19 protein-coding genes and 1 pseudogene are annotated in these 21,637 nt (G+C 41.7%); 6 read left to right on the top strand and 14 right to left on the bottom strand.

Features of this window, described 5'->3' with window-relative positions; translation table 11 throughout:
- Nucleotides 1-9 precede the first annotated feature (9 nt).
- The 3 genes from V7K45_RS06420 to V7K45_RS06410 form a co-directional block, all read right to left on the bottom strand.
- Entirely contained in the window at nucleotides 10-507 is a 498-nt protein-coding gene (locus tag V7K45_RS06420) for an LptA/OstA family protein (RefSeq protein WP_335001510.1), read from the bottom strand.
- A gap of 295 nt (nucleotides 508-802) precedes the next feature.
- Nucleotides 803-1,195 carry a DUF309 domain-containing protein gene (locus tag V7K45_RS06415; protein ID WP_335001508.1) on the bottom strand — a complete coding sequence of 131 codons (393 nt, stop codon included), beginning with the start codon at nucleotides 1,193-1,195 and terminating at the stop codon, nucleotides 803-805.
- Nucleotides 1,192-1,557 carry a ferredoxin thioredoxin reductase catalytic beta subunit gene (locus V7K45_RS06410; RefSeq protein WP_099100573.1) on the bottom strand — a complete coding sequence of 122 codons (366 nt, stop codon included), beginning with the start codon at nucleotides 1,555-1,557 and terminating at the stop codon, nucleotides 1,192-1,194. The genes V7K45_RS06415 and V7K45_RS06410 overlap by 4 nt, the downstream gene beginning before the upstream one ends.
- A gap of 425 nt (nucleotides 1,558-1,982) precedes the next feature.
- On the opposite strand from V7K45_RS06410, the gene V7K45_RS06405 reads away from it, so the two are divergent.
- Nucleotides 1,983-2,690, top strand: a complete 708-nt coding sequence (locus V7K45_RS06405) for a PEP-CTERM sorting domain-containing protein (RefSeq protein ID WP_335001506.1) — start codon at nucleotides 1,983-1,985, stop codon at nucleotides 2,688-2,690.
- 149 nt (nucleotides 2,691-2,839) lie between these two features.
- On the opposite strand, the gene V7K45_RS06400 is transcribed toward V7K45_RS06405, so the two are convergent.
- Nucleotides 2,840-4,024, bottom strand: coding sequence for a DUF58 domain-containing protein (locus V7K45_RS06400; RefSeq protein ID WP_335001504.1), 1,185 nt, complete (start codon nucleotides 4,022-4,024; stop codon nucleotides 2,840-2,842).
- A 77-nt stretch (nucleotides 4,025-4,101) separates the two neighbouring features.
- Between V7K45_RS06400 and V7K45_RS06395 the strand changes: the two genes are divergently transcribed.
- Both V7K45_RS06395 and V7K45_RS06390 read left to right on the top strand, forming a co-directional pair.
- Nucleotides 4,102-4,452 (top strand): DUF5615 family PIN-like protein, encoded by a 351-nt coding sequence (locus V7K45_RS06395; protein WP_335001502.1) that lies wholly within the window; start codon nucleotides 4,102-4,104, stop codon nucleotides 4,450-4,452.
- 164 nt (nucleotides 4,453-4,616) lie between these two features.
- On the top strand, nucleotides 4,617-5,060 hold the full coding sequence (locus tag V7K45_RS06390; protein ID WP_335001500.1) for a DUF29 domain-containing protein: 444 nt from the start codon (nucleotides 4,617-4,619) through the stop codon (nucleotides 5,058-5,060).
- Nucleotides 5,061-5,259: 199 nt separating this feature from the next.
- On the opposite strand, the pseudogene V7K45_RS06385 reads toward V7K45_RS06390, so the two are convergent.
- Nucleotides 5,260-5,775: pseudogene (locus V7K45_RS06385) on the bottom strand (YfbM family protein).
- A gap of 125 nt (nucleotides 5,776-5,900) precedes the next feature.
- Entirely contained in the window at nucleotides 5,901-7,691 is a 1,791-nt protein-coding gene (gene typA, locus V7K45_RS06380; RefSeq protein WP_322646697.1) for a translational GTPase TypA, read from the bottom strand.
- 561 nt (nucleotides 7,692-8,252) lie between these two features.
- Between typA and V7K45_RS06375 the strand changes: the two genes are divergently transcribed.
- The 3 genes from V7K45_RS06375 to V7K45_RS06365 all read left to right on the top strand — a co-directional run bounded on the left by V7K45_RS06375 (nucleotide 8,253) and on the right by V7K45_RS06365 (nucleotide 12,477).
- Nucleotides 8,253-9,623 carry a serine/threonine-protein kinase gene (locus tag V7K45_RS06375; RefSeq protein WP_335001496.1) on the top strand — a complete coding sequence of 457 codons (1,371 nt, stop codon included), beginning with the start codon at nucleotides 8,253-8,255 and terminating at the stop codon, nucleotides 9,621-9,623.
- Nucleotides 9,624-9,695: 72 nt separating this feature from the next.
- Nucleotides 9,696-11,156 carry an ABC transporter substrate-binding protein gene (locus tag V7K45_RS06370; RefSeq protein WP_335001494.1) on the top strand — a complete coding sequence of 487 codons (1,461 nt, stop codon included), beginning with the start codon at nucleotides 9,696-9,698 and terminating at the stop codon, nucleotides 11,154-11,156.
- Nucleotides 11,157-11,424: 268 nt separating this feature from the next.
- Complete coding sequence (locus tag V7K45_RS06365; RefSeq protein WP_335001492.1) at nucleotides 11,425-12,477, top strand: hemerythrin domain-containing protein; 1,053 nt, start codon at nucleotides 11,425-11,427, stop codon at nucleotides 12,475-12,477.
- Between the two features lie 81 nt (nucleotides 12,478-12,558).
- Here the strand turns inward: V7K45_RS06365 and V7K45_RS06360 are convergent, their stop codons facing one another.
- From V7K45_RS06360 to V7K45_RS06325, 8 genes are all read right to left on the bottom strand, one after another.
- Nucleotides 12,559-13,743 (bottom strand): M20 family metallopeptidase, encoded by a 1,185-nt coding sequence (locus tag V7K45_RS06360; RefSeq protein WP_335001490.1) that lies wholly within the window; start codon nucleotides 13,741-13,743, stop codon nucleotides 12,559-12,561.
- A gap of 256 nt (nucleotides 13,744-13,999) precedes the next feature.
- A complete protein-coding gene (locus V7K45_RS06355; RefSeq protein WP_335001488.1) occupies nucleotides 14,000-14,563 on the bottom strand; it encodes a pentapeptide repeat-containing protein in 564 nt (187 codons plus the stop codon).
- 472 nt (nucleotides 14,564-15,035) lie between these two features.
- On the bottom strand, nucleotides 15,036-16,796 hold the full coding sequence (locus V7K45_RS06350) for a serine/threonine protein kinase (RefSeq protein ID WP_335001487.1): 1,761 nt from the start codon (nucleotides 16,794-16,796) through the stop codon (nucleotides 15,036-15,038).
- A gap of 214 nt (nucleotides 16,797-17,010) precedes the next feature.
- The gene (gene rpsU / locus V7K45_RS06345; protein WP_012407716.1) at nucleotides 17,011-17,199 is read right to left on the bottom strand and encodes a 30S ribosomal protein S21; all 189 of its coding nucleotides are present in this window, start codon (nucleotides 17,197-17,199) and stop codon (nucleotides 17,011-17,013) included.
- A gap of 269 nt (nucleotides 17,200-17,468) precedes the next feature.
- Nucleotides 17,469-17,798, bottom strand: a complete 330-nt coding sequence (locus V7K45_RS06340; RefSeq protein ID WP_335001485.1) for an RNA recognition motif domain-containing protein — start codon at nucleotides 17,796-17,798, stop codon at nucleotides 17,469-17,471.
- A gap of 760 nt (nucleotides 17,799-18,558) precedes the next feature.
- Entirely contained in the window at nucleotides 18,559-20,238 is a 1,680-nt protein-coding gene (locus V7K45_RS06335; RefSeq protein WP_335001483.1) for a tetratricopeptide repeat protein, read from the bottom strand.
- A 2-nt stretch (nucleotides 20,239-20,240) separates the two neighbouring features.
- Nucleotides 20,241-20,474, bottom strand: coding sequence for a hypothetical protein (locus tag V7K45_RS06330; RefSeq protein WP_335001480.1), 234 nt, complete (start codon nucleotides 20,472-20,474; stop codon nucleotides 20,241-20,243).
- A gap of 505 nt (nucleotides 20,475-20,979) precedes the next feature.
- Nucleotides 20,980-21,603 (bottom strand): SMI1/KNR4 family protein, encoded by a 624-nt coding sequence (locus V7K45_RS06325; protein WP_335001478.1) that lies wholly within the window; start codon nucleotides 21,601-21,603, stop codon nucleotides 20,980-20,982.
- Nucleotides 21,604-21,637 lie beyond the last annotated feature (34 nt).

The raw sequence follows: 21,637 nt of genomic DNA, 5'->3' as shown, positions 1-21,637 counted from the left end.
TGGTAAATGCTAATTAGAAGGCTTCAAAGGTGGTGTCTTTGGGGCAGGTGTCGCAGTTTGTCCATTATTATCTGATTCCTGCACCATGTAGATGGACTCTACTTGACGGTTGGATTGGGGTAAAGCCACAAATCGCCCTTCATCAATTAAATAGGTTACTTTCTCTGCTCGGATACTGTTACCGCCCTGTTGCAAAATATAGACATTGCCACTGAAATCAATTCGGCGTTCTTTACTAAAATACTGTGCTTGGGCAGATGTTGCCTGAAGTTGGCGAGCCGGATACAACATTTGCACGTTACCGCGAGCGGTAATTACTTGATTTTTCGCATCATATTCTTGCACATCAGCGCGGATAGTCAGGGGGCGATTTGCCTGAGATGTTTGTGCAGTAGCGGTTTGCACTTGGGTAGGAAAGGCAAAAGCGCCCAAAAGTGCAGCTGGCAGCATTAAAGCTAATCCAAAGCGACGTATCTGGGATAAGGGCAATTGATAGCAGGGCATCATAGCAATTGGGGATTTAGGATTTCAGCTTGCATTCTAATTATCTCAAGTACTTTATCCAGATTATGAAATATACAATCTGGAGTGATTTCTGATAACTACTGGCTGAAATAGTGACGCTACCCCCAACCTCAAGGTTTCAGCTAATTGACATCTGACTGAAAATGACGTAGGCACAATACTCTTTTTTCAACAAAGACGCTACGCGTAGCTTGCTTCCACGTAGTGGTACGGGAAGTTGTGAGCTAGATGAATTTTGCCTGCCAGGGATTTCAGGCAATGCAATTTCACTAGATGTCTAATCAGTACTCAGCACAATTCTAGGCAAAGATAAGACTTGATTTTCGCCCAGATCGCCAGCGGCAATTTTATCTGGCCCTATTTGTTGTAAATTCGTCAACAACACTGCGCTCTCGCTCAATAGCTCATCTACGTCAACACCGCTGTAACTAGATGGGTAACGGCGTAGGCGATTGCTGCCTTCTCCCAATAGAATGACAGCACCTCGCCAGTTCCGATTCTCCAAATGATACAGTGCCACAGCAATTTGGAGAATGCCTTGATAAAAGCTTTTTTCCGGTTCGCCAGCTTCAATCCACAAAGCCTCTAAAGTGTCATGACAAGCGTAGAACTGTCCAGAATTGAACTGTTCTACGCCTTGCCAAAACTCTTGGGGGATGATTTCGCTCATCCCATACTGTCTCGTACTTCTTTGATTGTTTCTAGAGAGATTTCTTGTTTGTCTCCAGCAAACTCGTTGTCAGGGGTGAGGAATAACATGCAATGGCACTCTTTGCGTTCTCTCATTGGCACACAAGGACAGTTCCAATATGTGGCGTGAATCTCAGCTTCTTTATCTTCGTAATGGCGACAAGGACATAAAGGCGCACCCAGGTCGTCTTTATGTTTGGCTAGTCCTTCAATCACAACTGCGGTGACAGAAGGTTCAGAACAGAAGTATGTTCCAGTACGCTTGGCGTATTGTTCGGAAAAATGCCGCATTGCCTCTAGGCTTTTATCGCTGGATTTTGTGTTATGTTCTGATGCGATCATGTTGTTCATAATTTAAATATTTCTTTGCATTGTACCTCAGCCTCACTAAGGGATTACTGGGTGTATTTCCCCAACCTTACCTGCTCAAATTATCTTAACCTTTGCTCAAAGGCTGATATATCCGGTGTCCTGGGATCAGAGAAAATCTCAGAAATTACAGAAGCTTAACTTCTAGGCTAATCAAAATCCGGCGTTGCATCTTGAGGCAGACTTAAAAAGTCAACAGGTTTATTTATTCTCATCAAGAAACGACGCTGTGACGTGTTTAAGGAAAGACAGTAGGGGCTATCCTTTGATCGGACTTATGTCAAGGCTTTGTTTCTTTATACGTTTCCTAAACCATCTTCATCATAACTTTATCAGACTTCATTAATTCCCTAAGTAATAGTACTTACCATTTTTTGCGGTTTAATGTAAATTCTGGAATGTGTAATAAAAAAAGCACAAACATTATTAAGATTTACTACTACATGAGTATTCCAACTGTTGCAAAAAAATTATCGACTGCTGCGATCGCAGCAACAGTCATTGTTTTGGGAATAGGAGCAGTAGCACAAGCAACTGTTTTAACATTTGATGATATAGCGCCTATTTCAGATTTTGATGAGATTCCTAATGGTTACGGAGGATTTAATTGGGATAATTTTTCTTATTATGGTAACGGTCGCACAGAAAAACTTGCACGTACAGGCTATGAAAAAGGTCTAGTATCAGGAGATTATGCAGCTTTCAACGGATTTGGAAACCCAGCCCTAGTAAGTGATAGTGTTTTTGACTTCAACAGTGCTTACCTAACAGCTACTTGGTATGATCGTCTTTCAGTTACTGTAGAAGGTTTAAAGAGCGGTGCAACCTTGTATTCAAAAACTGTGGTTGTAGATACGACACAGCCAACTTTAGTTAATTTTGATTATTTTGGTGTTGATGAATTAAAGTTTACGTCCTTTGGTGGAGTTCAGCCAGATTATCTTATAAAGACGCTCGGTAGGGGGACACAGTTTGCCCTAGATAACTTTACCTTTAATGAAAAAGCTACATCTGTTCCCGAACCTACATTGCTACCAGCGCTACTATCAATAGCTGCTTTAAGTGGTGGTTCAGTATTAAGACGTAAACAGCTCAAGCAAAGTTAACTTAAACCTTACACCTTGCCCAAAGGACTAGAAGTAGCGGCTATACAAACAAGAGCTACACCTCTGTGGGCTAAAAGCTTTACAATCTGTAGAGGCAGGCTTTGTTCGTATAGCCCTTCTAGGGTGTGGTTTTTTTGCTAAGGTATTGATTAATACGAATGTAATGTTTTTTGTAGCTGGGGTTGCAGTGGGCGTAGGCGTAGCCTGTCGGAGACATCGCTTTGCAAAACTATACCAGGGTGTTCCCAATTAATTACCTCTGGTTCTGCTGCTGAGGAAATATTTGGCCACAAAACCCAGCGACTGCCTTGAGGAAGAGTCGCAAGGCTCAGAGGATTCTGAGTCAGCCAAATCAAAGGATAGCTTTTAGGAACTACTGAACTGGCATCTTCTAAGGCTGCGGTTGCTGCTAAGGTTTCTAGAACAAAGCGATCGCCTTTGATTAAATTTGTTGATGCTGTCCATAGTTGCACCTGTAATTGTTGTCGCTGTGCATAAAAGTACAGCGATGCTGCGGCAATTACTGCTTGTTCAAAGTTTTCTTCTTCCCAATTGCTAGCACTGTCAAGGGCAATAACTATTTCTTGTCCACCTGTTACCATCTCTAACTCCCGCACCCTTAATTCGCCATAGCGGGCGCTAGTTCGCCAGTGAATCAGACGAGTGGGATCTCCTAGACGATAGGGACGGAGCGATCGCACCAGCCCTGTTGTAGCTGTCTGCAAGGGTTTACCACGAGGATCGCCCCTTTTGCTCTCTTCTTGCCCCATTTCATCTATTAGGGGACAGGTAGCCAAGGGTAACACTGTGGGATAAACGATCGCTGTGGCAGCACAATCACGCTGACGGCGACACCAAAACAATCCCAAAGGCGCACCAGAACCAAGTTCGACTGTGTGCCAGCGATAAACACCCCGGCGCTGAGTCGGGTGGTAATATACCCAACGGTAACTACCTTGGCTAGGAATTGTTTCGATTGCCTTTTGTACTGGTTTCCCTAAGACGAAGGGCAGTATATCTTCAACTTGCAATAAGCTTACAGGCTGCTGTGTCTGATTGCAGATTTCTAATTCCACCGTTAGATCGTCGCCTGCTGACACAGGTTGTATGGGACGGCGAGTGATGGATAGACCTGTAAGCGATCGCGGCGGTAAAATAGCTGCTACACCCAAAAGGGCAAAACTAATGCCGCTAATGGCATACAGCCAACCAGCCATCGTATTGATACCTGCGCCAAAAAAACAAATAGCTGTTGCTGCTAGTACCCAACCGCCATAAGCAGGGGCGCTGGCACGGGTTTCTAACCAATTGGTGATGGGTTTGATGATTTTCATGTTTCTTTTTTAACCCAACACCACCTGTAATTCACAGTGTTTCAGGGGTTCAGCAAAAAAATCTGTATTATTAAAATATGGATATAGACGTGGAAGATTATTTGATGCAGTTAGTCAGTCGGGAGCATATTAAAATCTCTTCTGATGTGCGGAGTGGCAAACCCTGCATTGATGTCACGACAACTAATGATGTGGAATTACATACTCAAAGCGATGAAGTGCAGTTAGCATTTATTCAGGAAACACAGCGAGTACTATTCACCCAAGATGCAGATTTTTTGATTATTGCAAGTTCTAGGCTCGATCATACTGGTATTACCTACTGCAAGAAAGGAACTCATTCAATTGGTGAAATCATTGAAACTTTGGTTTTGATGTATGAGGTGATAACACCTGAAGAGATGGTGGGACGTGTCGAGTTTGTGTGAAATTAAAGCACCATTTAAAGACTTGCATATTCAAAAGCATTTCGGTGAAGTCAGTTAGTAATTGTATGCACAATGTAACCAGTTCTCTGTATTTTGGTCGTTTACATCTATAAATTTATAATTGTATATGATTAAATTATGGAATGTAGATAAAAGGTAAAAATATGACAATTACTACCAATTTAAAACAACTCTATGAAACAGATGAGAATTTATGGTTAGAAGAAACTATTGAATTGTTAAAACAAAAACAGTTTAACCAACTTGATTTAGAAAACTTAATAGAGGAATTAATCAGTTTGGGGAAAAGAGATTTAGCTAAAGCCAAAGGTCTTTTAAGGCAAATTATTATTCATATATTATTACTCCAATATTGGCAGGTAGAATATGAAAGAAACTATCGTCATTGGATTGGAGAAATTAAAACCTTCAGATATGACTTAAATAATCATTTAACGACGAATTTAACAAAAAAGTTACAGGATGATTTAGAGAGTATTTATCAAAGTGCGGTTGATTTTGTGAAAATTAAAACCGATTTAAATATTTTTCTAGAAAAGTGCCCTTACACTCTTGTACAATTATTAGATGATAATTATTTACCTTAAAGATATCAGTATTATCTAATTTTTGTGGAATCAAAGCACCACCAAAAGCGATGTCTACGACGGTCACTGAGCGCAGCCGAAGTGCGGGCTACGCCTACGCAGTTTCACGAATAGTCATGATAATTGCCTTTTTCAGTCCTCTTCATTTTTACTCAAGGATTTAACTAAATACACGACAAGGGCGATCGCTTGAAGGCAGCTAGGACGTGATATAAATTAACATTGCCTTGTTTTGAAATGCAGCCTTTTGGTAAAAACTAACAACTGCGGGGTAACAGGACAGAATGTAATTAAGCCCACTATCGCCATCTCGCTCCCAGATACCGATTGGGTAAACTTCTTGTTGATCCATATCATGCGGTGAGTAACGAGATGCTATAACTTCATGCGAAGTTTCAGATAGTGCTTGGGCGACTTGACGAACCTCATTAGGTAAAAGATACCGAATTCCAATTCAACCAAAGAAGATTGGTTTCTCATCGCCACCGATGGAGTTATTTCCAAACACACACCAAGATAAAGGAGGTGTTCCGCCATGAGGACTACCTGTTAATAAAAAGTGTAATCCTTGCCATTTCTTCTCAATTTCTAAGTAATCACCTGATGTATCAAGTTGTCCGTCAGGAGATAACAATGCTGAAATTTCTTCTGTGGTAGAGCAGGCGAGAAACTTATCCAATTCTTCAGAGGTAACAGCTTTGAAATTCCCATACATTCCCATAACTTAACTCTTTGGATACTAGCAATTAAGCTTGACTAATTAACTTAAAAAAGCTGTAACTAACAAAATAAAAAGCCCACTAATGCGGGCTTTCTAAATCAATTAAGTTATTGCTTTACTTACCGTTTTGCCAACTTCTTCGACATCTTCCGCAGACGAATCGATTGGGGTGTAACTTCCACCAATTCATCGGGGCCAATGTATTCCAAAGCACGCTCTAGGCTCATGTCTATCGGTGCTTGCAGTTGCACTAATTCATCGCCACCAGCTGCCCGGTGGTTGGTCAACTGCTTGGTCTTACAGATATTCAGTTCCAAATCTTGCGGACGATTGTGTTCGCCGACAATCATGCCTCTGTAAACCTTTGTGCCGGGAGTAATAAAGAATGCTCCTCTGTCTTCGGCGTTTCTCATAGCGTAGAAGGTAGAAACACCTTCTTCAAAGGAGATTAAAACACCTTTGTTACGGGCTTCAATGTCGCCACTAAGTGGACGGTAATCTAAGAAGCTATGGTTCATGATGCCTTCGCCACGAGTCATCCGCATGAATTCACCCCGGAAACCAATCAATCCACGGGCGGGAATGACAAACTCTAACTGGGTGCGATCGCCACTACCAGGTTGCATATCTTGCATTTCGCCTTTGCGTTGTCCCAGGCGTTCGATACAGCTACCCACAGCATCAACAGGAATGTCTAACACTAAGAGTTCGTAAGGTTCGCAAGGTTGACCGTTGACTTCGCGGTAAATAACCTGTGGCTGAGATACCTGAAACTCGAAGCCTTCCCGGCGCATGGTTTCAATTAAGATACCCAGGTGGAGTTCTCCACGACCGGAAACGAGGAATTTATCGGGAGAATCGGTTTCTTCGACACGCAAAGCTACGTTGGTTTCAAGTTCGCGGAATAGGCGATCGCGTACTTGTCTTGATGTCACTAACTTACCTTCTTGACCAGCAAAGGGCGAATCATTCACCCAGAAGGTCATTTGCAAGGTGGGTTCATCCACTTTAATCAGTGGTAAAGCTTGCGGTTCGTTGGGGTCAGTAATCGTTTCTCCAATATAAGCATCGGCGAAACCAGCCACCGCGACAATATAACCTGCGGTTGCTTCTTCCAGGTCTACGCGCTTGAGTCCTTCAAAGCCCATCAACTTGGTAATTTTACCTTTGACGATGGTGCCGTTCTCTGTAACTAAAGCTGCTTGCTGTCCGGAACGGATAGTACCGTTGTGAATTCTGCCAATCACAATCCGTCCCAGATATTCCGAATAATCTAGGGTTGTGACTTGTAATTGCAGAGGCTTATTGCGATCGCCCACTGGTGATGGGACGTGTTTCAGAATCGCGTTAAACAAAGGTTGCATATCTACCGATTCTGCTTCCAAGGTTTCCTTAGCAAAACCTCCCATCCCGGAGGCAAACAGATAAGGAAAATCACACTGGTCTTCATCTGCCCCTAATTCCAAGAACAGATCCAAGACTTTATCAACTGCAACGTGGGGGTCAGCTTGTCCGCGATCGATTTTGTTGATCACAACGATGGGGCGCAGCCCTTTTTCCAAAGCTTTTTTCAGAACAAAGCGCGTTTGGGGCATGGGGCCTTCGTTGGCATCGACAATCAGAAGACATCCGTCAACCATGCCGAGTACGCGTTCAACTTCGCCACCAAAGTCAGCGTGTCCAGGGGTATCAACAATATTAATTAGTGTTTCTTTGTAGCGAACTGCCGTATTTTTGGACAGGATAGTAATACCCCGTTCCCGTTCTAGGGCGTTGGAGTCCATAACGCAATCCGGAACGTCTTCGCCTTCGCGGAAAATGCCGGATTGTTTGAGGAGTGCGTCAACCAGCGTGGTTTTGCCGTGGTCAACGTGGGCGATAATGGCGACGTTGCGAATTGGGAGCGTCATAGAAGCTTTTGGTGAACTCTAGAGGGTGTTTATAAGATTTACATTTTGAATGCTAGGCTGTTTTAACAGAATTGAGAACGATCGGCAAATTCTGTAAAGAACCTTTAATAATTCTAGCGTAATCGTCACAATTGCGGGGAGTTTTGTAAATCCCACAATGGAGATGTGTGGTAATTACGGCGTTGGTGGGATAAAAAAAGCTTATGTGACAAACAGGTGTTATCTGAAGGGCAGTATTGCTTTTGAGAATTAGAGTTGATTCGCATAGAGGAATTTAGTCATTGAAATGCTTTGGTGAAAAGTGCGATCTTTGGCCAAAAAAGATAAAGTTCGTGGCTGCTAACAGTCAGGTTGTTTCGTGTTTAGGATTAAATAGAAGCGATCGCCAAGCCTGGTTTCTATTGACTAGAATGAAGTAGGTATTTCTACAAAAATATTCAACTTACACAAAATTCTCACAATGTAGAGTTAAGTCATGTCTATGTAGAGACTTTACAATGTAATGCCTCTAGGGAATTTAAGGTATATTCTAAAAACTAATAAAATGACAGCGATAATTATATGGTCTGCTGCCTAAATCCTAATTGCGAAAATCCTCAAAATCCTGGCGGGGCAAATTTTTGCCTCAGTTGTGGCACAGAGTTGGTATCGCTATTGAGAAATCGTTACCGAATCATCGCACCATTAGGGAGAGGAGGGTTTGCACGCACATATATCGCAGAAGATATAGACAAGCTCAATGAACAATGTGTTGTGAAGCAGCTGGTTCTAAGTCAATTTTATGGCAGTCAGGGTAGTCAGGCACATAAAAAAGCGACTGAGTTATTTGAACGCGAAGCCAAACGTCTCAAAGAGCTAGGAGAACATGCCCAAATTCCCAATTTGTATGCATATTTTAAGGAAGGTGAATATGTGTATTTAGTGCAGCAGTTTATCGAAGGACAAAATCTGTTGCAAGAGTTAAAACAACAGGGAGTTTTTGACGAAGCCAAGATTCGAGATTTTTTAAATGATTTATTATCTGTGCTGATAGACATACATCAACAACAGGTAATTCATCGAGATATTAAACCAGAAAATGTTATTCGCCGCCACAATGATGGTAATTTAGTACTAATTGATTTTGGGGTAGCAAAACAAAAGACAGAACCTACAAACACTACGATCGGGACAATTATTGGTTCATTAGGTTACGCACCAATTGAGCAAATGCAAGCGGGTAAAGTTTTTCTATCTAGTGATATCTACAGTTTAGGAATAACTTGCTTTCAACTGCTGACTAATATCTCTCCTTCGAATTTGTGGATGAAACAAGGCTATGGTTGGACTTCTAGTTGGCGGCAGCATTTAACGCAACCCATAAGTCAAGAATTAGAGATGATTCTTAATAAGTGTCTACAAGAAAATCACGAACAGCGTTATCAATCCGCACAGGCTGTTTTACAAGACTTGAAGAATCTCCCACCACTCAGGTATACATTAGCTCCTACAGTTATTCCACCTACTCTGCCGTCAGGATCGCAAGCACAAACTCAATATAAATCAACTCGATATCTACCGCAATTGTTTAATAGTAAATTATTGTTTGGAGCAATAATTGCTGGATCGGGTAGTTCGTTTTTAGCGATCGCACTTATAAGTTTTCTCGGAACTACTTGGATTAGCTCTGGATTGTGGTTGCTAATTTTAGGAGGATTAGTCTTGATTCAATCTCGCCTGCTTCTGGAAAAAGCTTATTTAATTGTTATTGCTATTATAGTCAATTTGCTGATTGTCTTTATTTTCAGAAATCTCCTAACCAATAATCTTCTAAAAGCTGGTATAAATGGGCTATTAATTGTGGGATTGCTAGTTATTCTGGCAGGTTTATTGACAGTTATTATTGTAGGTGTGTCTGAAATAATAAATAAACTAATTTCTAAATACTTTTAATTTTTTGGTTTTGCTCACTTGTCAGAAATATTGTTATTTCAAATAAACTTTGTAAAATTTGGATAATTATTCATGACAGATAAAAAAGAAAACTTGAGACTGCTTATTTCTCTGGGTCTGGCTGGAGTAATGGTAGCAGGTATTTTATGGTTAATTAGCAAAGTTTCTTCTAGGATTGTAACACCATCAAGCCCCATCTCAACTTCATCTTCATTGACAAATAAGGCGTCATTAATGAATTTGGGTACAAGGATTTTGGTGAAAGTGCAAACATCTCCTGAAAAAACAGATGGAGTTAAAGCTTTTGCGGAGAAAGATTACAGTATTGCCGTTAAAAGGTTTACTGATTCTCTAAAAAATAATCCAAATGATCCAGAAACTTTAATTTATTTAAACAATGCCAAAATAGCGCGAGATAATTCGTCAGCTATAAAAGTTGCGATCGTCGCACCAATTAACTTCGATCCTAGTTTAGCAGAAGAGATTTTACGTGGTGTAGCTCAAGCTCAAAATGAAGTTAATAACCAAGGAGGAATTAATGGTAAAAAATTGCAAATTGTAATTGCCAGTGCTGAGAATAGAGAAGATTCTGCACGGCTAGATAATGAATTAGTTGAAGATAAAAGCCTTGTAGCTGCTGTAGGTGTTAGACGTAACGCAGAAATATATAAAGAGAAAGGTTTGGTTTTAGTCTTGCCAGTCGAGCTACCAAATCAAGCAGAAAATCGAGAGAAATTAGATAATTATACAGTAAATAGTCAGCCTAATAGTTCCACAGGTAACTACTTATTTCACGTAAATCCGTTATATGATAATTTAGTAGATACTCATTCTCGCTACATTGCTAGACAAGCAAGGAATGTTGCTATTTGTGGCGATGTTCGTAGTTCAAGAGATAATTCAACCTCTTCATCAAATCAGATACTTGTAGAACAGTATACTCAAGCTATCAAAAAATATGGCAGCAACGTTATTAGTACGCCTTGTAATTTAGCAGACAAAAATTTTGATCCTAGAGCTTTTGTAGATCAAGCAATAGAAACAGAAAATGCAAGTGGTTTTTTACTAATGCCTTCAATCAGAAATATCTACTTTGCCACCAAGGTAGCACAAGAAGTTAAAGGTAGAAAGCCACTGTTTGCTTCTGAAACTATGTACAGTGCTACAACTTTACAAAATGGCAAGGATCTCGAAGGAATGGTATTACCTGTGTATTGGCATCGTGATGCTTATAAAGATAACCCCTTTGCAAAAAATGCCTTTCAGCTTTGGAATGCACAAGTAAATCAGAGAACAGCAGGAGCTTATGATGCACTCCAAGCAATTATTGCTGGCTTAAAAGAAGATAGTACCCGCGAAGGATTACAAAGGGCATTGTCTAACCCCAATTTTTCAACATCTGGAGCAACCGGAATGATTCAGTTTTCGCCCTCTGGGGAGCGTCAAGGAGAAGCAATGCTTGTCAGAATTGAGCGTTGTGAGTTTTGCTCTAGTGGAACTGGTTACGATTTTGCCCTCTTGAATAAGAAGTAGTTTTTTTAATGTTAATTTTCATTCCAAAGATATAGATTATTCCCAAATAGGTAATCTATTAAATTTGAGTGTCATACTAAACTGCTTGATTTGATTGCAACCATCAATGAAATTGAAGCGATCGCAGCAATTTTTCTCTAATGAAAAGTTTTTTTCTCTACCCAGAGTTGTGAGCGCGATCGCTCAAAAGAAAGATGGAATCTCCCTAGTCTCTGTGTCAAGGTTATATCAAGTAAGAATTACGAACACTTTGCCGAGGAGAACACGGATGGTAACTACTTTAGATGATACGAAACGCAATGCTATTGCTGTAAAACTTGCAAGTATTAAAGCTCTGCAACAGTTGGCGATCGAAAATGAACAATCGCTTTTGGCGCAAGGGCTTGATGCTGAAATTGCCGATCGCATCCGAAATTTTATCAAAGATGATGAAAAAAACCTTGGTGTTTTGGAAACCGTAATTGGTCAGTATGGCATTCAGGCTGAACCCAAACAAAATGTTACACAATTCATTGAAAAAGCTCGCGAATTGTTCAAAGGTTCTGAGTTAAGCCTGTATGAGAAAGTCTCTCAGCATGAATTGCTGAAACATCAAATAGTAATGAGTGGCTTGATAGTTCACAAAGCTGCTCAAAAAGTTGGTGCTGATGTGTTGCTAGCGATCGGGCCATTGAATACCATTAACTTTGAAAATCGCGCTCACCAAGAGCAACTCAAAGGCATTCTGGAAATTCTGGGTGTCCGCGAACTCACCGGACAAGATGCAGATCAAGGAATTTGGGCACGTGTTCAAGACGCTATGGCCGCAGTCAGTGGTGTAGTTGGTAGTGCTGTCACCCAAAATAGCGACAAAAAGGATCTAAATATCCAAGATGTCATCCGCCTCGATCACAACAAGGTAAATACCCTGTTCACCGAACTACTACAAAGCAACGATCCACAAAAGATCCAAGAGTACTTCGGTCAAATTTACAAGGATTTAAGTGCCCACGCTGAAGCTGAAGAGGAAGTAGTCTACCCCAGAGTACGTCCCTTCTACGGTCAAGATAACACCCAAGAATTGTTTGATGAACAAGCTCATGCAAAGCAGGCGTTAGAGGAAATTAAGGCTCTTAGCCCATCTTCACCTCAATTTAAAGAAAAAGTTAAACAGTTGATGGATGCTATTGGCGACCATATTCGTCAAGAAGAAAGCACAATGTTTGCTGCCATTCGCAACAACTTGAGCAGCGATGAAACCGAACAACTGGCGACTGAATTCAAAGCCGCTAAGACCCGAATTCAAGAGAAATTGGGCGTTGTTAGCGAATCGAATGTGTAGGATGCTTTCGAGCTTTCTATATCTGCTAAAAAAAGTTAGTTAAACAAAAACTCCCAGCGTTTATCTGCTGGGAGTTTTTGTTTACAAATTTTGCTGACAGTATTTATAAGCGGCATAGGCCATAGTTACAACCCCGGTAATAATGGCAGATTCATCCACTTCAAATTGGGGATGGTGTAATGGGTGGTTAATGATTCTTTCTTTATAGCCGACACCCAAGCGAAACATGGAACCGGGGACGTGTTCCAAATACATAGAAAAATCTTCAGCACCAAGGGAAGGTTCGGGTAGTACTTGAACGCGATCGCTACTCCAAGCTTCTTCTGCGGCTGATTGTAACAATTGCGTTAGGGCGTAATCATTTTGGACGCTGGGTACACCTTGGCGATAATTGACTTGATACTTTGCTCCGTAGGTATGGCAAACATTAGATACAATGTTTTCAATCCAGTTTGGGAGATGGGCACGGGTTTCGGGATGGAGCGATCGCACGGTTCCTAATAATTGCACTTTATCAGCAATTATATTCGGCGCTCTGCCACCATTAATCTTCCCGATACTCAATACTACAGGACGCAAAGGATTTTGTGTCCGACTGATAGCTTGTTGCAGCGCAGCAATTACTTGGCAAGCAATCCAAATCGCATCAATCGCCTCATGGGGACGCGCCCCGTGTCCAGATTCTCCCATAATCAGAATCTCTAAATCATCGGCGGCGGCTGTTAATGCCCCGTAACGCACCCCAATAGAACCTGCGGGTATAGAAGGGAAAACATGAACCCCTAATAAAGCCGAGACATTTTCCATCGCCCCATCTTTCACCATCCAGCTTGCCCCTTGAGCAATTTCCTCGGCTGGCTGAAATAAAAACCGTACTTTCCCACCCAACTCCTCAGCCATTTGGGACAGCACCATTGCCGTTCCTAACCCCACAGTGGTATGAACATCATGACCGCAAGCGTGCATAATCCCATCTGTACGAGAGGCATATTCCAAATTAGTGCCCTCTTGAATTGGCAAGGCATCCATATCAGTGCGAATTGCCAATAAACGGTCATTTTGGCTAGTGCCTTGGAGTTCCCCAATCACGCCCGTTTTCCCAACTCCTTCTTGTACGTGCAGTCCACTGGAAGACAAAACACCAGCTACAAAGGCTGCTGTTTGGTACTCCTGACCGCTGAGTTCTGGGTGAGAGTGGATGTGGCGGCGAATTTCAATTAAGCGGGGCGCTAGTTTTGCTGCTAAGTCTTTTATATGGGTAAGCATCGATTTAATTAATCTATAGGCTAGGCTTTTTTCCCATGATAAAGAACTGTTAACAAACAAAATGCTTTTGCTATACGAACGATGCGTGAAGAATGAAGCAAGGGAGCAGGGGAGCAGGGGAGGCAGAGGGGACAAGGGGGACAAGGGGGACAAGGTGACAAAAGTTAGATTACAACAAGTCTTTCCCCTTGTCTCCAATTCTCCTTGTCCCCTTGTCCTCTTCCCCATGACCAATGCCCAATGCCCAATGCCCAGTTTATTTTGAATAGCAGGTTGTGCCTGGAGTATTTTCAGGTTTGAACTGGTTACATTCTCTGGTCTTTTGACGCTCTAACGACCAGCCATAAGGCATATCGGAGGTGACGACACCATTAGCCAGAGTGGTTAGTCGATAGTTAGCCCCTCGAAAATTAGTAAATTGCAATTTGGCATCTTTTAAGTTTGCTGCTTCTAAATTGGCACTGATGAAGCCGGCAAAAGACAAATCGGCATTTTCCAGGGATGCTGATTTTAAATTTGCTCCTGTTAAAGAAGCACCACTAAGATTCGCCGAATTTAGAATCGCATTTTCTAAATTTGCACCGGTGAAATCGGCATTTGTGAGATTAGCTTGAGATAATGTAGCGCCGCTCAAGTCAGCCCCTCGCAAATTTGCTCCAGTTAGATTCAGCCTAGTTAGATCAGCGCCGCTCAAATTACACCGAGGACAGGCACTTGTTGCCTTCAACTGATCCAAGTCTAGCTGATTTAACGCAAGAGCCTGCTCTGCAAACCCTAAACAAGCTAACAGGGAGACGGTGGCAACAATCTTAAGTTTCATATTTTTTACTGATATTTACAAAAATGACAAGTTACGAACATCACGTACTGTCATCCTTACATATACTGCTTCTCTAAGGAAGTACAGGGATGAAGCATTGATTAAGAAGCTGTAAAAATACCATAAATTCTAATAGTAAGACTACTCAAACGGAAATATAGGCTATAGAATCAAATCGTAAGGAACTATACCGAACCAATTATAGACTACCAAATATGTGATCCCCCTAGCTCGATAAAAATACGACTAGGGGGATCTTGTTTTTAGGGATTGGGCACAAGGGGCAGAGGGGCAGAGGGGCAGAGGAGAAAAACTAAAACTTATACCAATTCAATTAATGATTGCAACACATCCTTGGCTAAAGACGCGATGAATCGCGTCTCTACAAATGGTCTATTTGTCGCATTCTTTTTTCCAATTGGTATTACTGCAACTTCTCCCCTGCCTCCTGCCTCCTGCCATCCTGCCTTCTTCATCGCCATCCTAAAAGGCGCAGTCCAGGGACAATTAGGTAATAACTCACTCCTAACCAGAAGCTGATAAAGAAGCCTACAGAGCCAAAAAAAGTCAGAGGTAAGTATAACTCTAACCAAGCTGGTTGACTGGTAAATTGGAAAATTGGGGGTGCTAACTTCAAAAGAATCAAAACTGCATAGCCGATCGCACTGCCAAAGGCCGCGAACACAGCGTACACTACATGATGGCTGCGAAGTCCTAAACTCAAGGTGAGTAGGCAAACTGCCACTAAAATCACTGCCACTAAGCCCTCGCCGCTATCTTTTGGGGTGATTAATTGCAAAATTAACCAGCCGAAGCCATAACTAATTATGCCCATCAGGGAAGCCACTAAAAACCGCCGCCGTTGACCAAAACACCCGGATACTGTCAGTCCCCATGCGGTTCCCCAGCCTGCGGCAACGAACACCAAAATATCTGCCCCGAAGACGGGTTGAGTATTTGGTACTAATTGGTTTAGCTGACTTCCAATCAATTGCACAACCTGAGGCCCTAAGCTGGTATGATAGGCCAAAATAAAACCAGCGATCGCACCAAAACAAGCGCCGATAGTACTCAGTACGATCGCCCAAATCGTCGCCAAACAAGCTCGGAAAATTTTGAAGATTGTCTGAGCGATAAAAATAACGGTTTTGGTGACAGCTAGGCTCAAGTTAGCTAAAACTTGTTCAATAGCTTGTGTTATCAGTGTAAATCTCTGGGAAACTTGCGTTGAGGTTTGCTTAATCTTGTCTTGGAGTTGAGCAAATAACCCTGGTGGCGGTAATGGTTGAGAAATCTTCGCCAAACGTTTTTGAATTATAGCTGCATTCGCTGGACGCGATCGCACATCCTCCTGCACCATCTCATCCAGCAAATCTGCTAGTTGCGGGTTGACATTCACCATAGTGCGCCAGTGCAATTTACCCGTTTGCCGATCTTCCAACTCTAGCGGGTATTTGCCTGTTAGTAGTTCAATTATCGTTCGACCAAGAGCATAAAAATCGGCACTTGGCCCAACAATACCTCCAATAACTTGTTCTGGTGGACTGTAGCCAGAAGAAAATAATCGCGTGGAACTAGACTGAGAACGCAGCTTAGAGGCACTAAATTGTTTCGCCCCACCAAAATCAATCAACACCAAGCGATCGCCCTCTGCTTGCCCTGGAGACGGGTTGACAGATGGCAAAGATGTACCCAGCATTAAATTAGAAGGTTTGATATCCCGGTGAAGAATCTGACGTTTGTGTAATTCTTGTAAAATCTGCACAGCTTGGGCAAACCAATTTAAAACCAAACTCTCTGGACACCCTTGGGGAAACTTTTTTAATATTTCCTCTAAAGTTTGGCCATTGATTTTTTCCATTACCAGGCAAGGCAGTTGGTGCGGTTTGGGGTTAAACAGTTGTATTTGAAAATACCCTTCAGCATCGACTCTGGGGACACCTGGATGGTGCAAACCGGATAAAACTGCCGCCTCTTGGGTAAATAATTCCAGTGCTTTGGGCGAATCTTCTACCAATACTTTCAACACTTTCTCTGTTTGAGTTTTTTCATCCCAAACCGTGTAAATTTGAGCAAATCCTCCCGAACCCAAAGGCTGAAGTGGAACATAGCGGTCTAACAACTCTAGCGGTGCGCCACAGCTGTTGCAAAATTTGTTTCCCCAAGGCTGAGGATAAGGACGTTGACAATCAGGATTTATGCAGTGAACCGCACTCTGAGTGATGTGGGACACAACCGCTACAATACAAAGGCTGACTTGATTTTAGCGTTTCTTTAGGTTTCCTGATTTTAAAATAGACAAAAGGAAAACCCTCATAGAATCTATGAGGGAATTCATTCATATTTACAGCGGATTTCCAGGAAGGTGAAGTATACAAGCTAAGTCTCAAAGCAAGGTATAAAGCCTGTTTTACTATTGACTCCTGAATTCTGCTGTATCTCAGCCCTTAATTACGAAAACTTCTTTTACTTTGTCTGTGCTTGGCAACTTCTTTGCGCTTGCGTTTTTCTAAGGGTGTTTCAAAATGACGATGCTTTCTCATGTCGGGAAAAATTCCCGCCTTGGAAACTTCTCGTTTAAATCGTCGTAAGGCTGACTCAATGTGTTCATTGTCACCTACAATTACTTGGGTCATTATTTCTCCTACTAAGTTGACTTCATCAATAGACTTCTTGCAGAAGTCGGGAAAAGGGGAAGGTGGGGCCCCCTCTGGGGATAAGGGGCGGGGGGAAAGGGAAAGGTTCTGTATTTTGCCCTTCCCCCTTAACCTTTACCCTTTTCCCACCTCTTGCAAAAAGCAGTTTTGCAAGAGGTCTAATGGCTATGCAGGCGGTACATTACAAAAAAAAGACAGACTCTTGTTTGTCTGACCTTAAGACTCTTGGTAAGTTTTTGTTTCCAAGGTTAGTATCGTCCGCCACCGCCACCGCCACCGCCGCGGTTGCCGTATCCTCCTCTGTTACCACCAAAGGAACCTCTATCACCTCTATCTTCCTTGGGTTTAGCCTTATTCACTTTCAGGTCACGACCCATCCACTCAGCACCGTCGAGAGCTTCAATGGCAGCACTTTCTTCAGCTTCAGTTCCCATTTCCACAAAAGCAAAGCCGCGCGGACGACCTGTTTCACGGTCAGTAGGTACTTGAACGCGCTTTACAGTACCATATTCTGCAAAAATACCACTTAAATCTTCTTGTGTAACGTCATAAGAGAGGTTACCTACATAAATTGACATCGATTCTCTCCAAAATCATCACTGTGTAGAGATTTTAATTTCTCTCAGAAGTCTGTAAATACTAAAAGGAAAAAGCCTTTCAATACTAAAACCAAAGACATCACCGAATTAACTCTCATAAATCTAGGATGACATACGAGCCAACTCTTTGCATCCAGTAGATAGTTAACCAGTGATGCGATCGCACCTAAGCGATCGCCCGCCCCCACATACCCTAAGTACAATCCACCGCAAAAAGGGGTTGGAAATGGAATAAGATAAATTCTGTAGGGTGATATAGAAAATCAGACATGCAGGGGCGCATCTTTAATATCCGAATTGAACGTTTGACTGCATTCACCATGAAGCATTACTTCAAAATTTTAATACGAAAGGCAAAGTCAGGCAACAAATATAAAACTATTGTGACTTGTACTCTTTTGGATAACCTGCTATAAAAGCAACTGCGATGCTTATACCAGCAAGCATCGCAAGTCTTTTTCTTTGCGCTAGCCTCTCCTTTCGGAAAAGAGGAGTAAGTGGCATGAAAAAGAGGGGGAAAGGGCAAGGGGGAAAGGGGAACGGGAACCCCATATTTAAAAACAGGGGTTTCAGATATCGAGTCGGCAATTTTTATCGCACTCAGTGGCGGGTAAAATCTTCTTTTTTGTTCTCCATATTTAAAAATAGGGGCTTTATACCAAATGATGTAAAAGTTTTTCCTTCTTCCCTTCCCCCTTCCCCTTTCCCCTTTTCCCCTTCTTGGTAACATCATGTTCGGCTAATTAACCAAAGTTGCAATCTTAAGTTGCCGAACATCACCTTTCCAAGCTGTCTCCAATTCAGCTTTGACAAGTTGAGCGGCCTCATCTTTGCCTAGTGCCTGCAAACTTGCCTGCAAGCCAAATAGAGAACGTCCATTATGGGGATATTTTTTTAAATCGGCACGAAAGACTTTCTCAGCTTCTCTATAGTCACCCTTAGCCAAAAGCACAGCACCCAAAGATTCCCGCGTCGGAAAATACCAGTCTGGTGGTTCCACGTAATTGAGGGCATCTTCTACTACTACTGCTTTTTCTAGCAATTGGATGGCAGATTCATAATCATGATTTTCTCTAGCAATTTTGGCGTCTAGAACTTTTGAGGCAATGTCTAAAATATTACTGGCAGGACTGAATCCAATAGTTGCCTCGATGGAAATTCTCTGTTTGGCAGCCAGTAATGCCTGACTTTCACTTGCTGCGTCTTCAAGTTTGCCTGTGGCTGCGCTTGCCATACCACGAGCAAAATGCCAAAGTGCTGAGGTAGTGGACAATTTAGCTTCGGGAGCAGGAGTTTTTAAGATGGCATCCCAATCACTAAAGCGTGTCTGAATCAGCATTTTGCTACCCAGGAATCCCTCAAGCATTGGTGCATACAGGTCAATTGCAGTAGCATTTGCAACTAATTTCTCTGCGGATTTCAGAGCATCTTCATATCTTCCTGCCATGCTACTGGCCACCATGAGGAAATGTACGTTGTGGTTATAATACATCATGGGGTAAGTGCCCTGGACTTGATATTTTTTGATGTAAATATCATCTTGAGCGATCGCCTGCTCGTTTGCCTGCATTGCCCCTTCATAATCTCCCACACGAAAATAAATATGACTTGGCATGTGTACCAAGTGTCCCGCTGCTGGCGCTAGAGTTCCGAGTCGGTTAGCACTGGCAAGGGCGCGTTCTGGAAAAGGTGAGGCTTCCACTGCATGGATATAGTAATGATTAGCTCCTGCATGATTTGGGTTACGTTTGAGAACTGATTCTAAAACAGCCACAATTTCTTCTGTATCTGGCTGTGGCTTACCATCTTTAGTCCAGTGCTGCCAAGGATGCAGATCCATCAGGCTTTCAGCGTAAAGTGTCGCTGCATCCAAATCATCAGGATAACGCTTGACTAGGTTTCCCATTGCTTTGGCGTAGTCTACCGCTAGTTGATACAAATCAGCATCGGCATCTTGAGAGTAACATTTTGCTAAGGCGGTGATGTAGTCTCGTTCTTGGGTGGAAGCTTGGGTAGAAAGGGCCAAAGCTTGCTGTACTGCTTGGTAAGCAGCTAATTCCCGATTGGGGTCTATGGCCGAGTTAATATTAGGCCCCAAGGCTAAAGCAACACCCCAATATGCGATCGCTAAATGCGGATCGAGTTTGGCAGCATATTGAAAAGAACGCACTGCCTCATCATGATTAAAAGCGTAAATTAAATTTAATCCCTGATCGAAAAACTCTTGGGCTTGGGGATTAGAAGTAGAAACTGGATGGTGGATTGTGCCAAGTCCAGATATTAAGTAGTATGGCTGTTTTACTTCAGCGTCAACGTGTTCGTATAAGCTCTCGTCGAGAAGCGGCTTGTTATCAGATATCGCCGCGCTAGGAGCGACTAAAGAGAATATAAGCACCCAAACTAGAAATAAGTACTTCATGATTATTTTTCTTCAAGCTCTTTTTTAATATTCAAATGCCACAGTTTCTCTAAAGAAGCAACTTGTCGGCGGAAAACAGCAGCCCGGTGTTTTTTATAGATATTAAACCCTATAAACACAATCATTGGAATCAAAATAGAATATCCGATGAAAATGTTAACAGATGAATCTGCTGGCATTTTAGAGTGTATATATTGTGAGTTGGGAGTTGGTTGAGTACTAAAATTTGATTGCATAAATATCTTCATAAAGACTACAAGTAAGAAGCTAGAAATAAACGTGGATAATTTTTCCTGCTGTCTTTTAGCAGAAATTAGTCACAACTTTTATTAGGTAATTCAAAGTCGTTGCTGAGACTTCTCTATGCCTTCTTGCACTAGTTAAACTATTCTTCAGTTAAAATCTGAACAATTATGTTGATTTCTGCTAAATTTTGTGACAAAATCTTTATTCTGCAAGCTACTGCTCCTAAAGTATTTACTGAGATTTTCAACTATTTTTAGTGTCAGTTATTTCTAGTATTTGTTTAAGTAGTCAGAGTTGCAGATGCAATATACAGCGGATTGCAAGTTAATAAGTGACTATTAAGAAAGATGTGACTAAGATATAGCCCAATAAGCTTGGGTTAGCCCCAAAAACCTTAAACTACGTAGGTTGGGTTGAGGAACGAAACCCAACATTTGCAGGACTTTGTTGGGTTGCGCTTTGCTTAACCCAACCTACAATTTTTCTTAACTATAATTATGAGTTATATTTTCGATATATTTCTTTTTCAAATTTCAGTTTTTCTTCATCTATTTGGATTATCATGTCATCTTCCTCTCCATCTTCATCTGGTATGAGTTGATATAATCCAAACTCACAACACTCTGCAATTACAGATATCATACTGAGAAGATTTTTATATATTCTTACTGAATCCTCAAGGCAACCAACATCCCAAAGATAAACCGGAGATGGATCGAGATCGCCAACTACATAAAGCATTCTTTTATTCTCATACGCAGCAATAGGAAACCATTCTTGCTTCCAATATGCATCATCGTAGTTAGTTGCTTCCCCTATACTTTTGTAAATATAAACTGAATCTTGCAAGGAACAAAAAGAACAAATGATATCGGCTCTTAATTGCTCAGGAAACAAAAAATAGAGTGGTAGATAGCCATTGTTATAACCAAGATCGGCGGTTCCATTGCGCCATTGATAAAGTTCGTATACTTCTTCGGATAACCGGAATGGTAAATCCTTTGTAATTTCGTCAATCTGCTGGCGAGTTAAACCTGGATTGTAACAATCAAAGAAATCATGATTGGTAGATTTTAACCAATTCAAAATATATTGAAGTTCATCCGTAAGTTCAGACATTTAACTAACCTCATTTTGTGATTAAAGACGAAAG

Source organism: Nostoc sp., assembly GCF_036917375.1.
In the GTDB taxonomy this organism is placed as follows: domain Bacteria; phylum Cyanobacteriota; class Cyanobacteriia; order Cyanobacteriales; family Nostocaceae; genus Nostoc.
The sequence above is the reverse complement of the archived record's forward strand: the minus strand, read 5'-3'. Positions and strand labels throughout refer to the sequence as shown.